General features: G+C 66.3%; 18 protein-coding genes. 6 read left to right on the top strand and 12 right to left on the bottom strand.

Annotated elements, in window-relative coordinates; all coding sequences use genetic code 11:
• Positions 1-4: 4 nt before the first annotated feature.
• From ftsL to dinB, 5 genes are all read right to left on the bottom strand, one after another.
• Positions 5-397 carry a cell division protein FtsL gene (ftsL, locus tag BLT68_RS00360; RefSeq protein ID WP_050694578.1) on the bottom strand — a complete coding sequence of 131 codons (393 nt, stop codon included), beginning with the start codon at positions 395-397 and terminating at the stop codon, positions 5-7.
• On the bottom strand, positions 394-1,437 hold the full coding sequence (rsmH, locus tag BLT68_RS00365; RefSeq protein WP_074632390.1) for a 16S rRNA (cytosine(1402)-N(4))-methyltransferase RsmH: 1,044 nt from the start codon (positions 1,435-1,437) through the stop codon (positions 394-396). Before rsmH ends, ftsL begins: the two co-directional genes overlap by 4 nt.
• Before the next feature lie 112 nt (positions 1,438-1,549).
• A complete protein-coding gene (gene mraZ / locus BLT68_RS00370) occupies positions 1,550-1,981 on the bottom strand; it encodes a division/cell wall cluster transcriptional repressor MraZ (protein WP_074632391.1) in 432 nt (143 codons plus the stop codon).
• A 657-nt stretch (positions 1,982-2,638) separates the two neighbouring features.
• The gene (locus BLT68_RS00380; RefSeq protein ID WP_074632393.1) at positions 2,639-3,058 is read right to left on the bottom strand and encodes a DUF3040 domain-containing protein; all 420 of its coding nucleotides are present in this window, start codon (positions 3,056-3,058) and stop codon (positions 2,639-2,641) included.
• Between the two features lie 69 nt (positions 3,059-3,127).
• Positions 3,128-4,459 carry a DNA polymerase IV gene (gene dinB, locus BLT68_RS00385; RefSeq protein WP_083332345.1) on the bottom strand — a complete coding sequence of 444 codons (1,332 nt, stop codon included), beginning with the start codon at positions 4,457-4,459 and terminating at the stop codon, positions 3,128-3,130.
• A gap of 47 nt (positions 4,460-4,506) precedes the next feature.
• On the opposite strand from dinB, the gene BLT68_RS00390 reads away from it, so the two are divergent.
• A complete protein-coding gene (locus tag BLT68_RS00390; protein ID WP_074632430.1) occupies positions 4,507-5,319 on the top strand; it encodes a spermidine synthase in 813 nt (270 codons plus the stop codon).
• A 51-nt stretch (positions 5,320-5,370) separates the two neighbouring features.
• On the opposite strand, the gene BLT68_RS00395 is transcribed toward BLT68_RS00390, so the two are convergent.
• Positions 5,371-6,444 (bottom strand): PAC2 family protein, encoded by a 1,074-nt coding sequence (locus BLT68_RS00395; RefSeq protein WP_050694574.1) that lies wholly within the window; start codon positions 6,442-6,444, stop codon positions 5,371-5,373.
• A gap of 176 nt (positions 6,445-6,620) precedes the next feature.
• Here BLT68_RS00395 and BLT68_RS00400 point away from each other — a divergent pair, with 176 nt between their 5' ends.
• The 3 genes from BLT68_RS00400 (at position 6,621) to BLT68_RS00410 (ending at position 12,166) form a co-directional block, all read left to right on the top strand.
• On the top strand, positions 6,621-8,900 hold the full coding sequence (locus BLT68_RS00400; protein ID WP_074632394.1) for a HelD family protein: 2,280 nt from the start codon (positions 6,621-6,623) through the stop codon (positions 8,898-8,900).
• A 52-nt stretch (positions 8,901-8,952) separates the two neighbouring features.
• The gene (gene serA, locus BLT68_RS00405; RefSeq protein WP_074632395.1) at positions 8,953-10,158 is read left to right on the top strand and encodes a phosphoglycerate dehydrogenase; all 1,206 of its coding nucleotides are present in this window, start codon (positions 8,953-8,955) and stop codon (positions 10,156-10,158) included.
• 85 nt (positions 10,159-10,243) lie between these two features.
• A complete protein-coding gene (locus BLT68_RS00410) occupies positions 10,244-12,166 on the top strand; it encodes an AMP-binding protein (protein ID WP_050694572.1) in 1,923 nt (640 codons plus the stop codon).
• A gap of 67 nt (positions 12,167-12,233) precedes the next feature.
• On the opposite strand, the gene nrdR is transcribed toward BLT68_RS00410, so the two are convergent.
• Together nrdR and BLT68_RS00420 are read right to left on the bottom strand one after the other, a co-directional pair.
• Complete coding sequence (nrdR, locus tag BLT68_RS00415; protein WP_074632397.1) at positions 12,234-12,833, bottom strand: transcriptional regulator NrdR; 600 nt, start codon at positions 12,831-12,833, stop codon at positions 12,234-12,236.
• Positions 12,834-12,882: 49 nt separating this feature from the next.
• Complete coding sequence (locus tag BLT68_RS00420) at positions 12,883-13,347, bottom strand: LysM peptidoglycan-binding domain-containing protein (protein ID WP_070778095.1); 465 nt, start codon at positions 13,345-13,347, stop codon at positions 12,883-12,885.
• A 189-nt stretch (positions 13,348-13,536) separates the two neighbouring features.
• Here BLT68_RS00420 and lexA point away from each other — a divergent pair, with 189 nt between their 5' ends.
• Positions 13,537-14,220 (top strand): transcriptional repressor LexA, encoded by a 684-nt coding sequence (gene lexA / locus BLT68_RS00425; RefSeq protein WP_074632398.1) that lies wholly within the window; start codon positions 13,537-13,539, stop codon positions 14,218-14,220.
• Positions 14,221-14,279: 59 nt separating this feature from the next.
• On the opposite strand, the gene BLT68_RS00430 is transcribed toward lexA, so the two are convergent.
• From BLT68_RS00430 to hflX, 3 genes are all read right to left on the bottom strand, one after another.
• A complete protein-coding gene (locus BLT68_RS00430) occupies positions 14,280-15,269 on the bottom strand; it encodes an L-lactate dehydrogenase (protein WP_050694569.1) in 990 nt (329 codons plus the stop codon).
• Between the two features lie 103 nt (positions 15,270-15,372).
• Entirely contained in the window at positions 15,373-17,310 is a 1,938-nt protein-coding gene (locus BLT68_RS00435) for an ATP-dependent DNA helicase (RefSeq protein ID WP_070778079.1), read from the bottom strand.
• Entirely contained in the window at positions 17,307-18,839 is a 1,533-nt protein-coding gene (gene hflX, locus BLT68_RS00440; protein ID WP_050694567.1) for a GTPase HflX, read from the bottom strand. The genes BLT68_RS00435 and hflX overlap by 4 nt, the downstream gene beginning before the upstream one ends.
• Positions 18,840-19,005: 166 nt before the next feature.
• Here hflX and BLT68_RS00445 point away from each other — a divergent pair, with 166 nt between their 5' ends.
• Positions 19,006-19,620 carry a class I SAM-dependent methyltransferase gene (locus BLT68_RS00445; protein ID WP_074632431.1) on the top strand — a complete coding sequence of 205 codons (615 nt, stop codon included), beginning with the start codon at positions 19,006-19,008 and terminating at the stop codon, positions 19,618-19,620.
• 74 nt (positions 19,621-19,694) lie between these two features.
• On the opposite strand, the gene dapF is transcribed toward BLT68_RS00445, so the two are convergent.
• Positions 19,695-20,618 (bottom strand): diaminopimelate epimerase, encoded by a 924-nt coding sequence (dapF, locus tag BLT68_RS00450; protein WP_074632400.1) that lies wholly within the window; start codon positions 20,616-20,618, stop codon positions 19,695-19,697.
• Between the last annotated feature and the right edge of the window lie 38 nt (positions 20,619-20,656).

The raw sequence follows: 20,656 nt of genomic DNA on the forward strand, positions 1-20,656 counted from the left end.
CGAGTTACTTGGCGGGCGTCCCGCCCTCAACTGTACCCGTCTCGAGCGTGATGAACCCGGGGTTACCGGCGGGCACCATTCCGTTCGCCTTCGCAGCCTTCTCGAGCTCCGCGGGGGAAGCCTTACGATCCAGCTCGGCGCGCATCGTCCATGACTGTGCCTCCAGCTCGTTCAGAGCCAGCTGCTGTTCGCGGATCTCGAAGGAAGTCTGAGCCATGCGCGTGTTAAGCACCATCGACGTGACCACGGAGGCCATGGCGACGACGACCATCAGCACGAGAACCGCCGCGATGGAGCGACGCGGGCGCGTCCCCTCGACGATGCGAAGCTCGCGGACCTCCTCGCGGCGCAGCTCGGGCCGCGCTGCGGGACGTGCCTTTGCGGTTGCTGCACTCATGAGTTGTCCTTCCATTCGCTGATAAGCTCCGCGCCGCGCAGTCGCACGGAAGCGGATCGGGGGTTGTGTTCTTGTTCGGCCTGGTCGGCCCGGTCCGCGCCCTTTGTCAGCAGGCGTAGGCTGGGCGCCATCTCATCGGGGATGATCGGCAATCCAGAAGGTGCGCTGCCGGTCGCCCCGCGGCGCAGCACGTCTTTTACTATTCGGTCCTCAAGGCTTTGGTAGGCTTCGACGACCAGGCGCCCGCCAACTCGTAGGCTGGCCAGCGCCCGCGGCAGGGCGCGCTCGAGAATGGTGAGCTCGTCGTTCACGGCTACGCGCAGCGCCTGAAACGTGCGCTTAGCCGGATTTCCACCGGTACGACGGGCGGGAGCCGGTATCGCCGCGCGGACAATGTCCACGAGCTCACCGGTGCGCGTGATCGGCGCTTCGTCCCGACGCCGGATGATGAGGCGCGCGATTCTGGGGGCGAACTTTTCTTCTCCGTAGGTGCGCAGGATCCGGATGATGTCCGCCTCCGAGGCCGTCGCGAGAAGGTCAGCGGCGCTCGTTCCGGTCGTCGCGTCCATCCGCATGTCGAGCGGGGCGTCCTTCGAGTACGCGAAGCCGCGGTCGGCCTCGTCAAGCTGGAGGGAAGAGACCCCCAGGTCCATGAGGATCCCGTCGACCCGCATGCCCGCTCCGCACTGTTCCTCGATCGCCAAGTCAATGTGGTCGTAGGTGGTGTGCACGGCGCGAAATCGCGTTCCGAAACGCGCCAGGCGCTGGGAGGCCAGAGCAATTGCCTGCGGGTCGCGATCTATCCCGATAACGGTCAGTCCGTCGAAACGCTCAAGGGCGCCCTCCGTGTGCCCTCCCATTCCCAGGGTCGCGTCGACCAGGACGGCGCCCGGCGCCTCGATCGCTGGGGCGAGCATGTCGAGACACTGGGAAAGGAGGACGGGAATATGCCGCTCCTGCACGGGGCGCGTGGAGCCATCGTGACCAATGTTGCTGCTGTGGCGCGACGAAGCGCGCACCGACTCCGATGCTTCAAGCACGTCGCGCCTCCTTCACGCGTTGAGCGCCCAATCCATCCCCCCAGGTCCCCCACCGTGCTCCGCTATCGGGGAAGTGATGTCGGAACAGCGGGCGGAGACCTGGGAATACGGGTCAGAACATCCCGGGAATAACTTCTTCTGCTGTATTGGAGAAGACCTCCTCTTGGACCGCGAGGTACTCGCGCCAGGACGAGGCATTCCAGATTTCGGCTCGCGACCCCGCGCCGATGACGGCGAGCTCGCGATCCAGGCCGGCGTATGCACGCAGGTCCGCCGGAACGCTGATGCGCCCCTGCTTGTCCGGAATCTCCTTGTATGCACCCGAGAGCATCACGCGGATCCAGTCACGCGCCTGCTTCGAAGACAGAGGCGCGCGGCGCAGTTCCGCGGTCATGTTCTCGAATTCCGCTGCGGGGAAGGCGTACACGCAATGCTCCTGTCCGCGAGTAAGGACGATGCCGCCCTCCATATCCTCACGAAAGCGCGCGGGCAAAAACATGCGCCCCTTGTCGTCGAGCTTGGGCCCGTACGTGCCGAGGAACATGTCACCACCCTCCCTTGTTCGGAACTTCCCTCCACTTTAACCCACTCCCACCCAAACATACGCGGAAAGTTGCGGCGTGGCGCGCAGTTTCATCTTCAGATACCGCGAGATTCCAAGTGAAAATCAGGGTGGAGAAAAGTGGGGAAAGCTTGCACACACTCGGTGAGTCGCACGCGTCCCCTCCCTCTCCCCCGACGGTAAAGGCAGCTCCTTCAACAGCACTTTTCATTGAAATACCAGGGGTGTTTACGAGGCAGCATCACGTACCGGGACCGCACCCCTGTCCGGGGGAGCACAGTGGGGAGCACAGTGGGGAGCACAGTGGGGAGCACAGTGGGGAGCACAGTGGGGAGCACAGTGGGGAGCACAGTGGGGAGCACAGTGGGGAGCACAGTGGGGAGCACAGTGGGGAGCACAGTGGGGAGCACAGTGGGGAGCACAGTGGGGAGCACAGTGGGGAGCACAGTGGGGAGCACAGTGGGGAGCACAGTGGGGAGCACAGTGGGGAGCACAGTGGGGAGCACAGTGGGGAGCACAGTGGGGAGCACAGTGGGGAGCACAGTGGGGAGCACAGTGGGGAGCACTCTCCCGGATAGAGGAAGCGGGGTGTACCGGCCAATCCGGTACACCCCGCTTCCCCGCGACGCTACGCGACGACTAATCATCACCCTTTCGGTCGTCCCAACGACGCTCCTGGTCCTGGATGAAGGAGTCCCATCCCCCGCTGCCCTTGCTTTTCTTCCGCGCGGCAGTCGCATCGCCCGCAATCCGACTCTTTGCGCCAGGCTTGGACAGTGCGTAGAGGATACCAGCGACGGTCAGGGCAAACCCTGCGACCCCCAGGAGGATCGACGCGATGGAGTAGCCCAGGGACACGGCCGCAACCAGGACCACCATGCCAAGAACGGCACCCGCAAAGCCGACAGCGATGCGTCGGGGCGCATGCGCTCCCTGGCCCGACCGCGCCTTGGGGTCGGGAACGGGAGCGGACATCTGCGAGGCCAACGCCGGGTCTTCCTCGCGCAGCGATGCTTCCATCTGCTCAAGGATCTTCTTCTCATACTCGGTGAGAGCCATTGGGTGCCCCTTTCGGACGGATGATGTCAACAGCTTAGCGCGTGGGGTACGCCAGAGACGAACCAGCCCTCACAGCAGTGTCTCCTGCACCACCGCCGGATTCTCCCCCGGGCCGCTCATCCCGAACTCCCCATCCTCTCTCGCCCCGCCAAGCACCTCGGTCGGGCCAGCACCTCCTCGCCCGGGCACCGCCTTGCCCAGGAGCGTGGCTGGCTCCAGGGCACCCGCCCCGAACTTGCTGCGGATCCGGTCCATCGCACGCTCCGAGGCAGAGGGACGCTCATCGCGATCCAGGGTGACGGCGACCCCGCGCCGACGCGACTGAAGCCCCTCGACGCGCACCCCAAAGAGACGCACTCCCCCGATCGGCATATCCTCGCGAGCAAAGAGGGCGCGCGCGGCGTGGGCGATATCACGCCCGGTATCGGTCGGGGCAACGAGGCTCGCGCTGCGGGTGACGGTGCAAAAGTCCGCACCGCGCATCTTGATAACGACGGTCCACGCAACGCGGTGAGACGCGCGCAGCCGCCGCGCGCAGTCGTGGGCAGCGGCCAAGATGAAATCCTCAATGTCGGCACGCGAGCGAATGTCCTCCTCAAAGGTGCGTTCCATGCCGATAGATTTTTCCACGCGCGAGTTGGTCACGGCCCGGGGGTCGATCCCCCAGGCCAGGTCGTGGAGGTGATGGGCGACGGCTCCACCGAGGAGGCGGGTCAGGCGCGTGATCGGAGCGTGGGCGAGCTCTCCGATCGTGTCGATCCCCTCGCGGTTAAGTACCGCGCCGGTCCTGCCGCCCACCCCCCACAGGGCCCCCACCGGCAGTCCGTGCAAGAACTCGACCGTGGATTCTCGGGGAATCAGGAGCAGGCCATCGGGTTTGGCGTGCGAAGAGGCTACTTTTGCAACCGATTTGGTGGCGGCGATGCCGACGGAGGCCGGCAGACCGACGCTCTCGCGAATACGAGAGCGGATAAGGCACCCGATCTGCGTGGGTGAGCCGAGCCTGCAGCGAGCCCCGCTAACGTCGAGGAAGGCCTCGTCTATCGACACCTGTTCGAAGACCGGGGTGACGGTTGCGAGAATCCCCATGACCTCCTGGGAGTAGCGGCGATACAGCGAGTGGTTGCCGGGAATGAAGGCGGCCATCGGGCACAGCGCACGGGCACGGGCGGTCGGCATTCCAGCGCGCACGCCGACGGCCCGCGCCTCGTACGTAGCGGAGGTAACAACGCCGCGACCGGAGGTTCCCCCCACGACGATGGGGCGGCCTCTCAGCGTTGGGTCTTCGCGCATCTCTACCTGTGCGAAGAAGGAATCCATGTCAACGTGCAAGATGGGAGCGTGCGAGTCGTCTGATCCCCAGTCGCGTTTGGCTCGCGTGTCTCTGGGAGCGTTTGACATCTCACCTCCTGTGTCTGCCCTTTTGATGCGCGGTTACAGTGTCCACCATGGCACGCTCATCTTCGTCACGCGACATCACGTTCGAAACGGATCAGGGATCGGCACGCATCCGCTGGGATGGTCCGCGCGCGACGCTGTTCCTTAACGACGTGGAATCCTCAGCGGTGGACACCTCAGATCCCACATACCTGGAGTTCGAGTACATGCAGCACATGTTCGCGGTGGTCGCCTCCCTGTGGGGATCGAAGGACCGCTTCCGTGCCCTCCACGTTGGCGGCGCAGCGTGTGCTCTCGCGTGCGCCTGGTCAGCGTCACACGCACAATCGCGACACGTGGCCGTGGAGGTGGATCGCCTCCTCGCCCGCCAGGTGCGCGAGCACTTCCCCATCCCAAAGGCCCCACGGGTGAAGATCCGCGTGGGCGACGGCCGAACGGTCCTCGAAACGACCCGCGAGTCTTCCTTCGACGTGATCGTGCGCGACGCTTTCGCTTCAGGGGCGACGCCGAATCACCTGCGCACCGTTGAGTGCGTTCGCCAGGCCCGCCGCGCGCTCACCGCTTCGGGCGTGTACCTGGTGAACTGCGCGCACGGCGCGACGGCGAATGCCCGACAGGACGTGGCCGCCCTGCGCGAAGTGTTCCCGTTCGTCGCATCCATCCAGGACCCGAAGGTGGGACGTGGCGGCAGGCGAGGTAACGTCGTCGCCCTGGCCTGCGATCACGGCGTTGTCGATGCCAACGAGGTTGATCGCGCGCTGCGCATGCTCGCCCGCATCATGCGCCCCACTCAGCTCGAACGATGGGTGGCCGGGACCCCCGCGCTGACGGACTCGCAGATCGGGTACGAGCTCTCTGCCTAACGGGGCGCGAGGTTCCTTCCGATCCAGGGGCGTCGCCGGGGCGCCCGCCCCTTAGGCCCGATGCCGAGGCCTGGAGGGGCCGGGTCCCTGACCGTTGCGTCGCGCCTCTATGCGCGCGAGCACGTCTTCGATGGTGTCGGGCTTAGAGGGAACCTGCTCTTCCTGCGCCAACGAGGGGCTGCGCACGGTTTTGCTCTCCGCATCCTGGGCGCGGGAAACCTGCGCCAGATACGCCTCAATGACGTCACCAATATCCTTGGGTGCTTTATCCTCGCCGCTGACGGCAGGGGGCTCGCCCATGCCCGGCAGCGGAATCGCTCCGTTTCCCCCAGTCCACGCGTCGAAATGTTCCTCGAGGGCTAAAACCGTGTGGGAGACCTCGGGGTTACCTTCGACGAGCTTTTCGATGTTCTCCTGATCCTGGGCGGCGCCCTGCTCGAGGTCACCGACGGGCAACGACAGATCCGCGAACTTGGCAAAGGACGTGAGCAGCGCCGACGAGGCAGCCGGGTAACCCGTGTCCGCCATGTAGTAGGGGACGGCCCCGAGCAACGCAAGCCCGCCGATACCTCGTTGACCCAACCGAATCTGTATGAATGTGGAAAGGGGCGATGGGAACTGCATGTGATTGGTTATCCGACCGCCGGAGGGCAGGAGCGACGCGTCTGTGGCTTGGACGTGGACGGGCGTCGGGCGCGTGTGGGGTACGCCGGAGGGAACCCCGTGCAAGGAGAACGTGATCTCGACGCCAGCACGCTCGCAGATTGAGCTGATCGCGGTCGTAAAGGACTCCCAGTGCGCGTCCGGTTCCGCCCCGTGCAGGACCAGGATGGGGTTGCCCATGTCGTCAACGACCAGGTCCACAACGGTTTCAGGCATGACCATTTCCGGGGAGGCCACCCAGTTATCGACGGTCACGACGGGCCGGTGGGAGCGGTAGTCCATGAGCGCGTCAGCATCGAAGGTCGCTACCCTCTCGTTGTGCAGGGAGCGCAACATCTGGCCAATGGCCATGCGCCCTGCCCCTCCAGCGTCAATCGCCCCATCGAAATGAATGAGGAGAATCTTCGCCTTCGCACCGGCGGCTGGACCGTCGGCGTATAGGTCAGTGGCGGTGATGCTCACGTATCCTCCTGATGTTCGATCTGCTCCCTCACCACTAACGTACCTGGGCCGCCCCGCCACGTCACGCGGGAGCTGATTTTGAGCTTGGGGCGAAGTCGCCCACACCCTCGCGCGGACGGGAGCGGGTGAGCGAAAAGTAAGCAACAATGGAGGACCATCAAAAGCGAGGAGGACCCATGACCGAGCGCGCCGAGCAGGAGTCTTCGATGGGCCTTCCCTTGCCCGAACAGGATTTCGTCGATGACGCTTACGAGCGCCTGGACACGCTGCGCGCCTCCTACCGGGCACGCCAGGGTCGCGTGCACTCGACCCACGGGGTCGGGAACGCTCAGGGATGGACCGAACGGGAAGCCCTGTCAGCCCACCTGGGCGAGATGGCGGCACGCCTGGAGGGCGTGGAAGAACGCCTGGTATTTGGTCGCCTCGATATGGCCGACCGGTCGGTCCATCACGTTGGCCGCCTGTCGCTCGCGCGCGAAGACGGCACCCCGCTCCTGGTGGACTGGCGTGCCCCCGCCGCCCAACCGTTTTACCAGGCGACTTCGGCCGAACCGGACGGGGTCGTCAGGCGCCGCCACATTTCGACCCGCGAGCGCCGCGTGACGGGGCTCGAGGACGAACTCCTGGATGCGTCGCGGGCATCGGGCATGGAGCTCCAGGGCGAGGGAGCCCTCATGCACGCGCTCAGCGAAGCTCGCGACGGCCGCATGGGTGATATCGTCGCAACCATTCAGGCCGAGCAGGACAGGATTATCCGCGCGTCCGACAAGGGGCTTCTGGTCGTGCAGGGCGGGCCGGGGACAGGAAAGACGGCGGTCGCTCTGCATCGCATCGCGTATCTCCTGTACGCGCACCGGGAGCGCCTGGAGCGTTCCGGCGTCCTGTTGGTGGCACCCTCCCACCTGTTCTTGCGCTATATCGAGCAGGTGCTGCCGTCGCTGGGTGAAACGGGGGTCGTGTCGGTGACGCTGGGCGATCTGGTGCCGGGAGTGCACGCACGCGCCAGCGAGAACGAGTCCGTGGCGCGGATTAAAGGCCTGCCAGCGTGGGCGAAGATCATCAAGGAAGCCGTGCGCGGCCTGGCGAAGCTCCCCGAGGGGGACCAGGTGCTGCACGTGTGGAACCGCGAGGTGACTCTGACGCGTTCGGACGTGGATACTGCCAGACGCAGGGCGAAGCGCTCGGGGCGCCAGCACAATGTCGCGCGCGGGTCTTTCGCGCGGGAGCTGATGGATGTTGTGGCGCTTCGTTTGGCGCGCGAGGCCGGCGACGCGGACAGCGAGGGGAGGGTCGAGGCGGAAGTGAAGCGTTCGTGGTTGGCCGAGATTCATGGCTCGGTGGATTGCCGGCGCGCGATCAACTCGGCGTGGATGCCGACGAGCGCGCAGACGCTCCTGGGCAGGCTCTATGCCCGTCCCGAGGTGTTGGCTGCGGCGAACAGACGGGCGGGGTCTCCCCTGCGTCCCGACGAGTTGGCGGCCCTCGTACGGCCGCGCTCGGCCCCGTGGACAGTGTCGGATGTGCCGATCCTGGACGAGTGCGAGGAGCTGTTGGGGCCGATGCCGACTCGGTCGGCACCGTCGCGGGAACCGGATTCAGGCGACGTTGAGCGGGCGCGGGCAGCCATCGAGAGCCAGAATCTGGGCGGGGGTATCGTCACCGCCCAGATGCTCGCAGAGCAGGCGGCTGGCCAGGAATCATGGACCCCGCTGTCCGAGCGCGCAGCGAAGGATCGGACCTGGGCGTACGGCCACATCGTGGTGGACGAGGCTCAAGAGCTATCCCCCATGGCGTGGCGGTGCCTGTTGCGTCGATGCCCGTCGCGTTCACTGACCGTCGTGGGAGACCTGGACCAGCGGCGGGGCCACAAGCGGCCGCCGACCTGGGAAAAAGCGCTGGGGCCGGCGGCGCGCGCCCTCGCAGCCGAATATGCGCTGACCGTCTCGTACCGCACTCCCGCGACGCTCACAAGGCTCGCCGAGGGGGTCGTCGCCCGCGCCGGCGCCCCGGTCCTTCATCCGATGACCGCGGTGCGAGACGTGAAGGGATGCTATCGCGTGACCCGCGTGAACGCGCCACAGGCCGCCCCGACCTGTCCAGGCGAGGACGATCCCCTGCGAGAGGCCGCCCACGCCGCCCAGCGGCTGGCGGAGGACCGCCTGGACCGCGAGGCGGGCGCGTCCCAAGGACGCATCGCCGTGATCGTCGGCAACGAGCGCGCACGGGCGTGGGGGGCAGATGGCCTCGGCGAGACCGCCCTGTCCGAGCGCGTGTCGCTCCTGTCCGCCGTCGCTTCCAAGGGGCTCGAGTTCGATTCCGTCGTCCTGGTCGAACCCGAGGAGATTATGCGCGATGGCATCGGAGATCTCTTTGTCGCCCTGACCCGCGCCACCCACGACGTGCACGTCATCCACGCCGGTCCACTTCCGGCGGGGATGGAAGAGTGGTGTCAGTGACTGCGCCGGTGCTCTTACGCCCGTGGCCCGCACATCTGACATGATGGAAGCCATGACACGCGCACTGCTCCTGGAAAATCCGCACGCCATCGCCGACGAAGTTTTTGCCACGTTCGGTATCGAGGTCATCCGCGTCACGGGGGCGCTGTCTGAGGATGGTCTGATCGACGCGCTTGAGGACGTGGACTACCTGGGTCTTCGCTCAAAGACCGCGGTGACCAAGAAGGTCCTGCGCGCATGTGGGAATCTCAAGGCAATCGGCGCTTTTTGTATCGGCACGAACCAGATCGACCTGGCGGCCGCGACCGAGATGGGTATCGCCGTGTTCAACGCCCCCTATTCGAATACGCGCTCCGTCGTGGAGTTGGCGATCGGCGAGATCATCGACCTGTCGCGTCGGGTCACCGTCAAGAATTCGCGCCTGCACCAGGGTGTGTGGGACAAGAGTGCGGACGGCGCCCACGAGGTGCGGGGACACACGTTAGGCATCATCGGTTACGGCAACATCGGTACCCAGCTTTCCGTCCTCGCAGAAGCCATGGGCCTCAACGTCATCTTCTACGATGCGGCCGAGCGCCTCGCCCTGGGCAATGCGACACAGATGCCGACCATGGAGTCCGTCCTGCGCGAAGCTGACGTCGTCTCGGTGCACGTCGACGGCCACGAATCCAACACGAACCTCATCGGGAGCAAAGAGTTCGCTCTCATGAAGGCTGGCGCCCTCTTCATCAACCTCTCCCGCGGTCACGTTGTTGACGTGGACGCGCTGCACGATGCTCTCGTCTCGGGCCACCTGGGGGGAGCCGCGATCGACGTGTTCCCTTTGGAACCGCGCGCAAACGGGGACCCGTTCTCCTCCCCCCTGGCGAGCCTCGACAACGTGATCCTGACCCCCCACATCGGGGGATCGACGGAGGAAGCCCAGTACGACATTGGCCGTTTCGTGGCCGCGAAGATTGGCGAATACCAGGCCAGCGGCTCCACCGACATGAGCGTGAACCTGCCGAACCTGACGATGAATATCAGCCCCCGTTCGCGCTACCGTGTACGTCTCATCCACCGCAATGTGCCGGGCGTTATGGCGCGTGTCAACCAGATCTTCGCCAGCTCGAAGGCAAACGTTGACGCGCAGATTCTCGCCACCGTCGACGAGGTCGGCTACGCGCTGACCGATATCTCCGCGGGCCTGGGACGAGAGGGTCTGGAGGAGCTGTCCCGCCTGCCTGAAACGATCCGGCTGATCGCCAGCCCTCTGTGAGGCTGTCGCCTCCATCGCGCTCCCGGCTGGCCAAACGGCCCGAAAGTTACGGTATCGTAGGGTCATCATTCCCGAAGGAGGACAGATGGACCTCACGTCATCGCTGCGTGCCCTGTACGCGCCCGGGGTGGCCTACGAGATCGCAACCCCAGACCGCCCCATCCCGGACATGGTTCTTCAGGTCGCCTCCCGTTACCCGAACCGCACCGCGATCGATTTTTTCGCGCGCAAGCTCACCTACGCCCAACTCGTGAAGGACATGCGCAGGTGCGCGGGAGCGCTACACCGGGCGGGCGTGCGTCCCGGTGACCGCGTCGCCCTGGTGATCCCGAACTGCCCCCAGCACGCGGTCGCGGTCCTGGGAACAATGCTGCTCGGGGCGATCGTCGTCGAACACAATCCCCTGGCCCCGTCCGACGAGCTTCGGGGAGAGTACGAGCGGCACGGCGCGCGCGTGACGATCGCCTGGTCGAAGTCCCTCGAGAAGCTGACTTTCCTCGGCAGGGGGCACACGACTTTTGCGTTGGATCTGACGACAGCGCTGCCTGCGGCCTCGAGGATGGCGCTTCGCCTGCCGCTCAAGGCTGCCCGAGAAAAGAGGGACAAGCTCTCCAGCCCGCACCCTCGGTGGGTCCGCTCGTGGTCACGAGCCCTGCGGGCCGCCGCACCCTGGGAGGGCGGGTGCCCCGCATCCATGGACGACATCGCGCTCCTCATCCATACCGGCGGCACGACCGGCGTCCCTAAGGCGGCCGCCCTCACGCACGCGAACCTCATGGCCAACGTCGAGGAATCCATCGCGTGGGTTCCCGTCCTTCATGAGGGCGCCGAGGTCTTCTACTGCATCCTGCCGCTGTTCCACGCGTTCGGTTTCACGATCGGTTTCCTGGCGGGGCTGCGTCTTGGCGCGACCATCGCTATGTTCCCAAAGTTTGATACCGCGCTGGTTCTCGCCGCGCAGCGCCGCCTGCCCTGTACGTTCTTCCTGGGTGTACCGCCCATGTATGAACGCCTCCTGGCCGCCGCCGAGGGCACGCAGGCGGATCTGTCGTCCATTAGATTCTCCCTTTCGGGCGCGATGCCGCTGTCGGCGTCGTTGGCCGACCTGTGGGAGGAGGCGACCGGCGGGCTCATGATCGAGGGGTACGGCATGACCGAGGCCTCCCCTATTCTGCTCGGATCTCCGCTGGCGTCCTCGCGGGCACGCGGCGCCCTGGGGATCCCGTACCCATCGACGCAGATTCGTATCGTCGATCCCGAACATCCCGAGCGCGACGTGACTAACGGACAGGTCGGCGAGCTCATCGCGCGCGGCCCGCAGGTTTTTTCCGGCTACTGGAAGCAGGATGAGGAAACGGCCGAGGCGTTTACCACCGACGGGTGGCTGCGCACGGGCGATCTGGTCCAGGTGCGCGACGGATTCATCTACATGGCTGATCGCCGCAAGGAGATGATCAACTCCTCGGGCTTCAACGTCTACCCCTCGCAGGTGGAGGACGCCGTTCGCTCCATGCCGGGGGTGCGCGATGTCGCCGCGATCGGTGTTCCCGCCGGAGAGTCCGGAGAGGACGTTATCGCCGCTATTGTCTTAGAGGCGGGGGCTTCCGTGACACTGGCGGATCTGCGCAAGTGGGCGGAAAAATCATTGGCGCACTACGCTCTGCCCCGCCAAATCGTCGTCATGACCGAGCTGCCGCGCTCCCAGCTGGGCAAGGTCATGCGCAAGAAGGTACGCGAGCAGATCATGGGCGCGCAGGCCGCGGCGTCAGGCGCCATGGCGGGGGCGCGTGAGGCCATGGTCGGGGCACGCGATTCTGTCTCCGAGGCGGTCGCCGGAGCGCGAGACGCAGCATCCGGGGCCGTCGCCGGTGCGCGAGAGGCTGTGTCCGAGGCCGTGGCGGGGGCGCGTGAGGCGGCCTCCGAAGCTTCCGCCGAGGCCGGGGCCGCAGTCCGGAGGTTGGCGTCGCAGGTGAACGAGCGACGCGGCGACGAGGAGGGGCGTCGGTAGGGGGAGGGAAGGCCCGCACGAGGCGGTGACAAAGTGGCCTTCGGGGCGTCGCAGCCCCAGGTCAAGGCTAGTCGTCACCCAAAAGCGTTGGCCCGCCACCTGCCCGCTTGCGCGAGACGCGCGCCTTGCGTGACTTCTTCTTCGTTGTTGCGGGTGCAGCACAGGCCTGATCGGGCGCCCCTTCACCCGCGGGGGCGGGCTGCGCACCATCGCCCAAGGCCGACGTCCGCTCACGCAGCGCCTGGATGGCCCGCTCGAAGTCATCAAGCGTATCGAACGCGCGATACACGGAAGCAAAACGCAGGTAGGCGATGACATCAAGTTCCCGCAGAAAGGGCAGAATCGCCTGACCGACCTCGTTTGTGGATACGTTGGAGACACCGGTGGACCGCAGCTGCTCTTCGACCTGCTGGGCCAGGATAGCAAGCTGATCGTCCGACACGGGCCTGCCCTGACAGGCCTTCTTCACACCCGAAACGACCTTGTTGCGCGAAAACGACTCGACCACACCCGAGCGCTTGACGACCTGGAACGAAGACGTCTCGAGCGTGGTGAATCGTTTCTTGCAGTGCGTGCACTCACGACGGCGCCGAATTGACGCGCCATCGTCCGCGATGCGCGTATCGACGACGCGCGAATCCGGGTTATGACAGAAGGGACAGTGCACCCCTCAACGGTACACGCTCACCCCTTGGTCTGTCACAGTGTCCTACGCGCTACCGGACCGGAACAACAACGCGCTGCCCGGGCTGGAGAGCACCGCTGACATCATTCATGCGCTCAATATCGGCGACGACCTCCTCGAGCGGCCTGTCGGTATTCACGCTCTGCGCCAGCGACCACACCGAGTCGCCGCTAACGACGGCTTTCGTCACCGTCGGACCGTCGTAGGTGGCCGGCTGGAGAGCCAACCCCAGCGCACCGGCGCCCACCGACAACACGAGCGTTGCCAGCGCACCTGCGGCCAGCCCGCGATGCGCGAAACGCACACGTCGCCGCGGGGCTGCGGGCACTCGCAGGAAGGAGGGGTCGTCGCCGCGTTGCGCCACGACGCGACGACGCGCAGACGGAGCCGTTGAGATATCGCGGACCGTCGCCAGGGGCGTTTCCTGCAGGGGCCGCAGCGGGGACCGGCGCGCGGGGAAAGAGACTGCAGACTTCGAGGCGTAGGGAACGCTCATGGGAACCTCCAAAACAGATTCATCGAACACATGTTCGTCGAACACCTGTACGATAGCATGCAACGTGGGCAATGTCGAGACCCGCTCGAACATATGTTTCATATTGCGTGAATTCGGCATATCCTTGACGTATCTGAGTAGACGACTACCCGTGCACATCTGCGTGAGCCTCAAGACGAAGGGGAAGCCATGACCGGTCGAGCGATCAGCGATCGACACCGCGCGATCTTGCGAGTGATCAGCGACAAGCTGGAGGCGAACGGCTTTCCGCCGTCTGTGCGCGAAATCGCATCCGCCGTCGGCTTGGCCTCTCCATCGACGGTGAAGCATCACCTCGACGCCCTCGAAGCCGACGGATTCCTGGTGCGCGAAGCGGGCCTTCCTCGCGCGCTTGACCTCACGGACCGGGCGCGCACCGAACTGGGCGTCGACGATCCTGCCCAGGCCGCCTCGTCGGTGGTCCGCATCGAAGTTCCGGTCTCCAACGTCCAGGAAGAAGGAACGGCAATCCCCCTGGTCGGACGCATCGCCGCCGGCGCACCCATCACCGCCGAGCAGCACATCGAAGACATCGTCCACCTCCCCACCTCAATGACGGGCCACGGAGACCTGTTCATGCTGGAGGTCAGTGGCCAGTCCATGGTCGACGCAGGGATTTTCGACGGAGACTACGTTGTCATCCGTTCCCAAAACGATGCGCGCAACGGAGAGTTCGTCGCTGCCATGATCGACGGGGAAGCAACGGTCAAGGAGCTATCGATCACGAGCGGACACGTCTGGCTGCTCCCCCACAACCAGGACTACTCGCCCATCCCCGGCGACGAGGTAACAATCCTCGGGAAAGTCGTCACCGTCATACGATCCCTGCGGTAACCGCATGAAACGCGTGGCGCCGACCCGGATAGGTCGGCGCCACGCGTCGGTCTTTACACCTACAGGCCTAGGTCGCGTGCAACTTGGCGCAGACGCTGAGCCGACGCGGTCAGACCGTCGCGCTCGTTGAGGGTGAGCGGCGGGTTCAGGACCCGTCCCGCGCCGTCGCGGCCAACGATGGTGGGCGCCGCCATGACGACGTCTGAAATGCCTTCCCAGTCCTCAAGCAGCGTCGAGATCGTCAGGACGCGCTGCTCATCGCGCAGGACCGCGCCAGCGATCTTCGAAGCTGCCAGGCCGATCGCGTAGTTCGTCGCACCCTTGCCCTCGATGATCTTGTAGGCGCTCTGAACGACCTCCTGCGCGATCGATGCGCGCAGGGCGGAATCGAACACGCCGCCGCTGAGGGTCGGACCCCACTGCGACAGCGGGACGTTGCCGATCTCGGCGCTGGACCACAGGGCGACCTCGGAGTCGCCGTGCTCGCCCGCGATGTAGGCGTGAATGTTCTGCGTGGCCACGCCGGTCTCGCGCGACACCAGGTAGCGCAGGCGGGAGGTGTCCAGCACCGTTCCCGAGCCGAACACCTGGTTACGGGGCAGACCGGTGATCTTCAGCGCCGCGTAGGTGACGACGTCGACCGGGTTCGTGATGAACATGAAGCGTGCGTCGGGGGCAACGTTTTGCAGGTTCGGCACGATCTTCTTCATGAGGCTGACGGTCGAACCGGCCAGTTCCAGCCGGGACTGTCCGGGCTGTTGCTTGGCCCCGGCGGTCACGATGATCAGGTCGGATCCGCGAACGATTTCGACGTCATCGGAGCCTTCGATCGACCCGGCGGGGGTGAATTGGATGCCGTGAGCCATGTCGAGGGCCTCTGCCTCGACCTTCGGCTTGTTGATGTCCTGGAGGACGATAGAGCGGGCATCGCCGCGCATCGCGCACGCGTAAGCGACGGCCGTGCCAACGGCACCGGCGCCGATGATGGCAATCTTGGAGGGACGTCCGAAGGACTTTGACGGGTATAGGGTCTGCGCTTGGTTTTCCACGAGTATCTCCTAGAGTCTGCGGGCACTCCCATTGTCTCAGATACACCGGGGCGTGAGGCCGTAATCTGCGCGACGTTTTGCGTGATCTCGCCGCGCTTCCCGCCTACTGTTTGGATTCCTCGCAAAGCCGTCTCAGGGCACCACGAACGACCTGAGGGTCGGTCGTGGGCCACATCCGCGGCATCGACCGCAGGATGAATCCCCCGTACCGTTTCGTTACCACGCGAGGATCGAGGATAGCGACGACCCCTCTATCCTTAGTCGAGCGCAGTAGCCGCCCCGCGCCCTGCGCCATCATGAGCGCCGCGTGGGTAAGGGATACGGACATGAACCCATTCCCGCCCCGACGTTCGACGTCCATCGTTCGCGCGCGGGAGACGGGGTCGTCCGGACGCGGGAACGGGATCTTGTCGATGATGACCAGGCGGCAGGCTTCCCCCGCGACATCAACCCCCTGCCACAGCGACATCGTGCCGACCAGGCAGGAGTCACGTTCGTCCCGGAAGCGTTGGATCAGCTGCGCGAGCGTCTCCTCCCCCTGCAGATAGACGGTCAGCTCCGTTCGTTCGCGCAGCGCCTGAGCGCCCGCCTGCGCACCGCGCCGCGATGCGAACAGGGCGAGCGCTCCCCCGCCCGAGGCCTGGGTCAGTTCCACCAGCTCGTCCAGCAGCTGATCGGATGGGCCGTCGCGCCCCGGGAGCGGCAGGTGGGCGGCCACGTACTGGATGCCCTGGCGCGAATGATCGAAGGGAGAACCGACGTCAATTCCGTGCCACGGAATCCCTAAGACGGCCATTCCGGTCTGACTCGCCATGAAGTCGAAGTTTCCTCCGAGCGCCAGCGTCGCTGATGTAAGGATCGCGGGACGCTCGCCGATGCCGACGCCGCCGATCGCGGCAGAGACGTCGAGTGGCCCCACCGTCAGGCGCGCGTTCTCGGACTCATCCCTGGTGACGTACGCGATTGACTGGGCGGGGTCACGGCCCCACGCGTCGAGGGTATTGATCAGCTCGTCGAGCGCGGCGCGCGCCAACAGCTTTGCTGCCGCGTCCCCCTGAGCCTCGCTGACCTCGTGGCTGGCACGGCGGGCCGCATCATCCAACACGACCATCGCGTCATCGAGCACGCTCGGCCGATACTCCAGCAGCCCTTCCGGCAGGGGCGCCAGAGCTGCGCCCAGCCCGGCCCCGGCTTCATCCAGGGCCGTGGAGTCGATGGACAGATTCGAGCGCAGGGCGCGCGCCACTCGGCTCACGCGCGCCACCGTCAAGTCCGCCGCGGCCTGGGCGCGCACCCGATCCGCAAGCACGTGCGCCTCGTCAATGACCACCGCGCCGTACTCCCCGAACAGTTCACCCTCGCCGCACGCGCTGATACCAAAAAGCGAGTGGTTGGTGACCACGACGTCGGCGCCGGACGCCTGCACCCGAGCGGCCTGCGCACAACACTCATCGATCAGTGGACAGTGCTTCCCCAGGCATTCGGGCTTCGTCACGGACACGTGATGCCACGCTCGATCCGATACGCCCGGGGTGAGGTCGTCGCGATCCCCTGTGCGACTCTCGCCTATCCACTCGCGGATGCGCAGAATCTCCTTGCCGAGAGCGCCCGTCGGTCCGCCGAGGTCGCGGTCCTCAAAGAGCGTCCCCTCGCCGGGGTAGCCGCCGTCCAGTTTGTGCAGGCAGGCGTAGTTTGACCAGCCTTTCAGCACCGCGACCTTGAGGCGAACCCCGGTCACGGACGCGACCGCATCGATCGCCACGGGAGCGTCCTTGACTAGGATTTGACGCTGCAGCGCGAGCGTCGCGGTCGACACCACCCCTCGCACGCCCCGGGTTGCGCACATCGACAGCAGGGGAACAAGGTAGCCGAGCGACTTACCCGTGCCCGTGCCCGCCTGGACCAAGAGGTGCTCACGATCCTCCAAACAGGCAGCGCCCTCAGCCACCATCGATGCCTGCCCCTCCCGCGCGACACCTCCCATCCGGGCGACAACCTCATCGAGGACGCGCCCTGACACACCCACTAGATCCTCGCTCATGCCCCGCTCACCGCCGCGCCGTCCACCGTCCCACAGGCCGCCTCGCGTGCGATCACCGTAGCCAGCGCCTCGTCGACGCGCGCGACGAGGCGCGTACCAGCGTCGACGTATTCCTCGCGCTCCACGTCGCCTTCCTCGTGGACCCTGTGCACCAGGGCACCCGCCGCATACGGCAGGATCGCGTCGATGGCGATGCGAGGCCGGGGAAGCAAGTCCTCCAGCGCGGCGCGCAGGTCATCCACGCCCCACCCGGTGTACGCGCTCAGCGCCACCGCACCCGGAAAAACCGTGCGCAGCAGCGCGACCTGCTCGGGTGAAGCCAGATCAGCCTTGTTCAAGGCAATCAGCTCCGGGATGTCGGACGCGCCCTCGATCGTGTCGATAACGGAACGTACGGCCCGCACCTGAGACACCGGATCCGGGTGGGCCGCGTCCACGACGTGCACGATGACATCGGCCTGTCCCACCTCCTCCAGGGTCGACCGGAAGGCCTCCACCAGCTGGGTTGGCAGGTTGCGCACGAAACCCACCGTGTCGGTGAGCGTGTACTCCCGGCCGTCGGCCGCCCGGGCGCGGCGAACGGTGGGATCCAGGGTCGCGAAGAGCGCGTCCTGCACGAGAACACCCGCGTCCGTGAGGCGGTTGAGCAGCGTCGACTTGCCCGCGTTCGTGTACCCGGCGATGGCCACCGACGGCACTGCCCCGCGCCTGCGCGAGCTGCGCTGGGTGCGCCTGGCCGGCTCCATGCGGGCAATCTCGGAACGCAGCTTCGCCATGCGCGTGCGGATGCGACGCCGGTCGAGCTCGATCTTGGTTTCACCGGGCCCCCGCGAGCCTATGCCCGCGCCGCCGGCGACGCGCCCACCGGCCTGACGGGACATGGATTCGCCCCATCCGCGCAGTCGCGGCAACAAGTACTCGAGTTGAGCCAGCTCCACCTGCGCCTTGCCCTCACGGGACTTCGCGTGCTGGGCGAAGATGTCCAGGATGAGTGCCGTGCGGTCGACAACCTTCGCGTCGACGACGTCCTCCAGGCCTCGGCGCTGAGAGGGAGCCAGCTCCCCGTCAACGATGACGGTGTCCGCGCCCGCCGAGCGTACAATCTCCGCGAGCTCGCGTGCCTTCCCCGATCCCAGGTAGGTCGCCGGGTCGGGCTTCATGCGGCGCTGAATGATGCCGTCCAGGACCCGCGATCCGGCGGTCTCGGCGAGCGCGGCCAGCTCCCGCAGCGAGTTCTCGGCTTCCTCCTCGCTCTGCGTGGTGCGCAGTCCTACCAGGATCACTTTCTCGAGGCGCACCTGCCGATACTCGACCTCGGCGATGTCGGCGCGGTCGGACGCTCCGGTGTCGACGCGTCGCGTGCCCGCTCGGGCCTCGCGTTCGAGCGCGCCCGCATCCCCCGAGTGATCCTGCCCCGACGTTGAGGCGAGCGCCGTGCCGGAGCGCGCGAGGATACGCGCGACGACGTCGTTGACGCGCTGGTCGCGCTGCTCGGTTGAGGCGTTGGAATCGTTGGGGGTCGTGTCCATGTCCGTCCTTTTGCGTGGGGCTTCCAGTGTCGCACGTGTCGCGCGCCTTTCCGACTCGTGGGGGCACGAGTGTCGACCGGCATGTCGGCGGGTAGCGCAAACTTCGAATCGGATGGGCGAGCGCCCCGTCTGCGCCGTCGCCCGCGGGCGCGATAGGCTTTCTTGCGTGGACGAACAGTACTTCACCGATTCTTCTCCCGCGAAGGCCGACCAGACCCGCCTGATTGAGGTGAGCGCGCGCGGATTCGACCTGTCGATGCGCGTCTCCTCGCGCGTATTTTCCGGGTCCAAGCTGGATCTGGGGACGCGCCAGCTCCTGGAAAACACACCCGACCTGCCGCGGAGCGGGACCTTCCTGGACCTCGGGTGCGGATGGGGTCCGATCGCGACCGTCATGTCGTTGGAGTCTCCCGAAGCCGACGTGTGGGCAATCGACGTGAACTCGCGGGCACTGGACCTGACGGCACGTAACGCGCGGACAAACGGGGCCCGGGGAGTGCTCACGATGAAGGCCGCGGAGGCACTGGCTGCCTCGATCGAATCCCACACGCGCTTCGACGTCATGTGGTCCAACCCGCCCGTGCGCATCGGCAAGGACGCGATGCACGAGATGCTGGCGCAGTGGCTGGGTCGGCTGGCCCCGGACGGGGTCGCCTACCTGGTGGTTCAGCGCAACCTCGGAGCGGACTCACTGATCACCTGGATGAAAGGCCGCGGCATGGCTGCGAGCAAGTACGCGTCGAAGAAGGGCTACCGCATTATCGAGGTGCGCCCCGCCTGAGTATCACTCAGCGTCATCATCGCGGCCCGGGGACCCTCGCACCCACAGGCGGGTCATGCGACTCGTGTGAGGCGTCAGAGCAGGCGAATCTGGGCGACGCGCGTGGCCGGCCCCGTCAAAAACACCGAGGCCCCGGTAACGGTGGGAGTCTCTCCCGACCAGTCGATAACACCGTCGAGTCCCACGCGCACTGTTCCGCGGGGAGTGTCCACGACCCACCGGGTTGGGGCGAGCGGCCCGCGCCGAAGGGCGGTCGCCAGGGCGGCCGCGCAGCACCCGGTTCCGCACGCCTGAGTCTCACCCACGCCGCGCTCAAGCACGCGCATCGCTATGTGCCCCTCGGGGGCGCCGACCTCCGTCAGGTCAACGACCAATTCTAGGTTCGTGCCCGACGTCGGCTCGGGCTCGTAGGCGGGGCGCTGCTGTGGCGGGATGCGCGCCACATCAACGGTCGGCAGGAATACGTCGCGCAGCGCCTCCACGTCGGGCAGCTCAACGACCGTGTGGGGGTTGGGCATGTCCACCCATATCCCGCCCAGCACGCGCCGACTTCCTGGAGGGCGCACCTTGATCGTCTCGCGCCCCGAGGAGGCGGCGGACCCCATGTCCACGCGGTACTGCGCACCTAGTCCCTCGTCCTCTGTCTCCGGGGTGACACGCTTGAGGCCGCCGCGCGTCGCAACGTCCAGGGTCTGGCCAAGCGGCAGGTCCACCAGTCCCTCGCGCCGCAGGTGATCCACGAACACGCGCACGCCGTTGCCGCACATCTCGGCCTTCGACCCGTCCGCATTGCGGTAGTCCATGAACCACAGCCCGTCGCGTTTAACGGCGCGGATGAAGCCGTCCGCACCGATCCCACGGGCTGGCGAACACAGGGTCGCCACCTCCGCCTCGCTGGGGTCGTACCGATCGAACTGGTCGGTCATAACGACGAAGGAATTGCCCGCGCCGTGCGCCTTGGCCACCCGCGCGCGGCCGGGCAGCTGCGAAAACACCATGAACCCACCGTAGCCTCGGTGAGGCTGTCGCGCAGCAC

It is taken from the genome of Schaalia meyeri, from assembly GCF_900105015.1.
GTDB lineage: Bacteria > Actinomycetota > Actinomycetes > Actinomycetales > Actinomycetaceae > Pauljensenia > Pauljensenia meyeri.